Annotated in this window: 3 protein-coding genes; all 3 read right to left on the reverse strand. The window is 57.1% G+C overall.

Going from position 1 to position 3,253, the window contains the following annotated elements; translation table 11 throughout:
- Positions 1–241 precede the first annotated feature (241 nt).
- Positions 242–640: a DUF2834 domain-containing protein gene (locus tag WNB94_RS17050; protein ID WP_341391570.1), complete on the reverse strand. Its 399-nt coding sequence runs from the start codon at positions 638–640 to the stop codon at positions 242–244.
- Between the two features lie 166 nt (positions 641–806).
- Positions 807–1,334, reverse strand: a complete 528-nt coding sequence (locus tag WNB94_RS17055) for a hypothetical protein (RefSeq protein WP_341391571.1) — start codon at positions 1,332–1,334, stop codon at positions 807–809.
- 1,458 nt (positions 1,335–2,792) lie between these two features.
- The gene (locus WNB94_RS17060) at positions 2,793–3,119 is read right to left on the reverse strand and encodes an antibiotic biosynthesis monooxygenase family protein (protein WP_341391572.1); all 327 of its coding nucleotides are present in this window, start codon (positions 3,117–3,119) and stop codon (positions 2,793–2,795) included.
- Positions 3,120–3,253: the final 134 nt, after the last annotated feature.

Here is a 3,253-nt window from a genome sequence, read left to right on the forward strand (position 1 = left end):
CTACCAAGGTAACCGGCGCCGGAGCCCGCCAGGGCGGAGGGCACAAGCAAGGGCCATGAGAATGCCGAAGGCATGGCCCTTGGTTGCGTCCGCGTTGACCTGACAGTTAGGCTGGGGCGCGGAGTGGAAGGTTTTTATAGTACAGCCGCCTGCATTTTTGGGCATTGCACTTCACGTCTCAGTCCACGTGTGTCAATCCGCGCTGGGGTGATATGCGGGAAGCGAGAGGCGGCACTGGGACTCATTTTCGGCCTTGTTGCATGCGAAGCAGCAGGTAGAACGCGAAGCCAGTAGCTACGCCGGGTGCAATGCCCAACACTATGGCGATCCATCCGTGCTTGACGCCGGATGACTTTGCTTCATAAAGAACCCAAGAGGTGAGAATGGCCCAGCAGCTAATTGCGTCCAGTGCGTAACCTGATGCATACGGATTGACAAAGCCAGCGGCGAATGCGCCAACTACATCGGGGTTTTGCATCAATGGTGGCGCGACGATCCAGATGAACGCGGCGGCAAATGCAATGCCGATACCCGCAACAATCGATTTGAAGATTTGTGGAGTCATCACGATCGTGGTTTGAAGAGGCCTAACGCTGAGTTCACCGGCGCCGGAGCCCGTAAGGGCGCAGGGCACCAACATGGGCCATCAAAATCGCGAAGCGATGGCCCATGGTGGCGTCCGCGTGCAACGCCGAGTTAGGCTGGGGAGCGGAGTGGAAGGGGATGGAATAACACATGATCTGAATTTATGGGGGTTGCACTTCACGTGTCAATCCGCGCTGGTGGCAGATGAGATATTGCATAAGTTACTCACAACGTTTCATCCCGGGTAGCTTTTTTTCTGTAATGTTTTTATTTTCTGCGCATTTGGAGGATTGGCTGATGCAACGAATTTTGTAGCCCTTGTGCATCTTTGCTTTTTTGCCTTGTACACCTTGTGTGGCTGTGATGACCCAATTCACGACTGCTTGAGCATCTGCTTGTTCTTCGAGCGTATAGCCGGTCAAGAGATATCGAACTTTGCCTTCGTACATACGGCGAGCTAAGTTTGGCGCTAACGACGCCAAGGTTGGACCTCCTGCATCAAACAATAAGAAATGCTTAAAAGTAACAAGAGGCGAAGCCCAATCACCAACATGCTTGCTCGGAGCTATTCCGACCCACGTAATTTTCCCATCAATTCTATGTTTCCTGGCTTCTGATCCGATGCCGCCAATTCCTATGACGGCCTCATACTCAAGGTCACGTACTTGACCCATACAGTCGTTGATTCCAAATACCCCATCCTCATTGGGATCGCCTGTATGAGTTCGCTTATAGGTGAGAATGCGCATGGAATTTTGGAAGCCTAACTACCAAGGTAACCGGCGCCGGAGCCCGCCAGGGCGGAGGGTACAAGCAAGGGCCATGAGAATGCCGAAGGCATGGCCCTTGGTTGCGTCCGCGTTGACCTGACAGTTAGGCTGGGGCGCGAAGTAGAGGGCGTGGAGCACACGGCAAACTGGCCGTGGTTCGATGAACAGTGATGCTGCACAGACGCTCCCTTTGATGTTTCCAGAGAGTCTGCCAGACGCGCGGTCTTGGTGGAAGACCACCGAGCGTGTTTGGCCAAAAGGCCGATGGCGAATGGCACTTTGGCGCCCCAGGATGTTGAGCTGACTGCCGCAGGACAGGCGGCCCACAAGGCCGATGGCGTGTGGCACTTGGGCGCAGCGCGGTGGTGAGCAGGCTGCCGGAGGACAGACGGCCGGACTGAGCGGCCAAAGTAAGACCCCATGCGTGCCGTGCTGCAGGTTCGGCGCGCGTTGAAACCGTTCAAAAGGGTAAGGCAGTGGACACCAAACCAGGCTTCCAGAGCCTTCCGAATACTGCTCACTCGACTTCCAGAGAGCTTCGGAAACGAAGGCCTAACTACCAAGGTAACCGGCGCCGGAGCCCTTCAGGGCGGAGGGCACAACCAAGGGCCATGAGAATGCCGAAGGCATGGCCCTTGGTTGCGTCCGCGTTGACCTGACAGTTAGGCTGGGGCGCGAAGGAGAGGGCGTGGAGCACCCGGCAAACCTGCCGTGGTTCGATGAACAGCAGTGCTGCATAGACGCTCCCTTTGATGTTTGCGATCAGTGTGCCAGACGCCCCGGCTTGGTGGAAGACCACCGATGTTGTTGTGCCAAAAGGCCGATGGCGAATGGCACTTTGGCGCCCCTGGATGTTGCGCTGACTGCCGCAGGACAGGCAGCCCACAAGGCCGATGGCATGTGGCTCTTGGGCGCCGCTGTTTGGCTAGCAGGCTGCCGAAGGACAGACAGCCAACCAGAGCGGCGAAAGTAAGACCCTATGCGTGCTGTGCTGCAGGTTCGGCGCGCGTTTAAACCGTTCAAAAAGCCCATGCTGTGGGCATCAAACCAGGATTCCAGAGCCTTCCGCAAACCGCTCATTCGACTTCCAGAGAGTTTGGGAAACGAAGGCCTAACTACCAAGGTAACCGGCGCCGGAGCCCGCCAGGGCGGAGGGTACAACCAAGGGCCATGAAAATGCCGAAGGCATGGCCCTTGGTTGCGTCCGCGTTGACCTGACAGTTAGGCTGGGGCGCGGAGTAGAGGGCGTGGAGCACACGGCAAACTGGCCGTGGTTCGATGAACAGTGATGCTGCACAGATGCTCCCTTTGATGTTTGAGAACAGTGTGCCAGACGCTGTGATGGCTTGGCTACCACCTGGGTCGCGGAAGATGCCTGGCAGTGATGGCGAAGCCATGACTGCGGGATGCTGGCGCGGCAGTTCGCTGCTGCGCACTTCATGTCATTGAATACGCGCGCTCCACTTTGCTGACACGCACATGAAAGTGCTCATACCAAGTGGCGCGACCTTGCTCTTGGGCAGCAAGATGTTCGATGTCGGCCTTCCACGCTCTAATGGCCGCCTCGTCAGACCAGTACGAGACAGTGATGCCGAAGCCGCCAGCATCTCGGGCACTTTCCGCGCCGAGATAGCCGCGCTGACGCGAGGCAAGTTCAACCATGCGCTCGGCCATTACTGAGTAGCCTTGATTGCCTTCGGTTCGCTGAGATGAAAAGATGACTGCGTAATACGGCGGCTGCGGCGTGTTTGCGAAACTTGGCATGAGTTTAAGGGGGGCCTAACTACCAAGGTAACCGGCGCCGGAGCCCGCTAGGGCGGAGGGCACAACCAAGGGCCATGAGAATGCCGAAGGCATGGCCCTTGGTTGCGTCCGCGTTGACCTGACAGTTAGGCTGT

The sequence above is a fragment of the Aquabacterium sp. A3 genome, from assembly GCF_038069945.1.
GTDB lineage: Bacteria > Pseudomonadota > Gammaproteobacteria > Burkholderiales > Burkholderiaceae_C > Aquabacterium.

Bases quoted from the DNA above. Each gene is read 5' to 3' on its own strand.
- WNB94_RS17050 (WP_341391570.1), bottom strand. From the start codon at position 640: ATGTTGGTGCCCTGCGCCCTTACGGGCTCCGGCGCCGGTGAACTCAGC.
- WNB94_RS17055 (WP_341391571.1), bottom strand. From the start codon at position 1,334: ATGCGCATTCTCACCTATAAGCGAACTCATACAGGCGATCCCAATGAG.
- WNB94_RS17060 (WP_341391572.1), bottom strand. From the start codon at position 3,119: ATGCCAAGTTTCGCAAACACGCCGCAGCCGCCGTATTACGCAGTCATC.